The following is a 709-nucleotide window of genomic DNA, read 5'->3' as shown; positions in this document are numbered from 1 at the left end:
GTAATCAATGAAAAAGCCGCGTCTCACGGAGAAGACGCGGCCTGATGGATGAAATGAATGAGGGTTTACCGAAGCCCTTCAGCATTGTGGTGACGCAACCGGAAATGCGTTTCCTGGTTATCGCCGGGGCCGGTCAAAAAGCGGGGACATTCAGAACAGGCGATCCCACAGTGTGATCAGCAGGCGGATAATGCGATCACGGGCTTTGCGCAGAAGCTGCAGCATCCAGGCCGGAAAGCTGAACCGGGCAATGGCAGCGTCAAAACTCTGGCCGATGGCGTCACCAAAAGCCTGCTGTGCGTGTTGCTGATCCTGCGCAGTGCGCTTTTCATTCCGGATATGCGAATAAACCGCGCTGGTTGCCTGTGGTGGCAGGGCGTGGATCATCAGAGACACAAATGCCGGAAGATTCCAGCCGGCAGGAGCGGCTATGGGGAGTACCGGAAATGATGAAGGGAACAGGGTTGCCACCCGGGCTGTCACCGTCGCCAGTGAGAGTTCCTGCTGACGGGATGGCGTGCTGCTCTGGTTGTTCCATTCTTCAGCCGGGTGGATGCGATCGGCATGGCTGAGAACAAACAGAAAACGCGAGGGATCGGCACCTTCATTCAGTAAAAACTGATGCATGGCGATGTCGGCAGCATACGCACGTTCATCAGCCCGCAGGATCCAGATAATCAGATCCAGTTCGGGCAGTAACTGACTGTAA

At 55.9% G+C, this 709-nt stretch carries 1 protein-coding gene and 1 pseudogene; one reads left to right on the top strand and one right to left on the bottom strand.

The annotated features are described in order from the left end of the window. Positions 1-44 precede the first annotated feature (44 nt). A complete protein-coding gene (locus ACJHYR_RS28020) occupies positions 45-176 on the top strand; it encodes a hypothetical protein (protein WP_001349446.1) in 132 nt (43 codons plus the stop codon). Here ACJHYR_RS28020 and ACJHYR_RS28015 read toward each other — a convergent pair. Then, positions 151-709: pseudogene (locus ACJHYR_RS28015) on the bottom strand (GTPase); the annotation flags it as partial. The gene ACJHYR_RS28020 and the pseudogene ACJHYR_RS28015 sit on opposite strands and share 26 nt — an antisense overlap.

The organism is Escherichia sp. WS1450 (genome assembly GCF_046487395.1).
Classification (GTDB): Bacteria; Pseudomonadota; Gammaproteobacteria; order Enterobacterales; family Enterobacteriaceae; genus Escherichia; species Escherichia coli.
The sequence above is the reverse complement of the archived record's forward strand: the minus strand, read 5'-3'. Positions and strand labels throughout refer to the sequence as shown.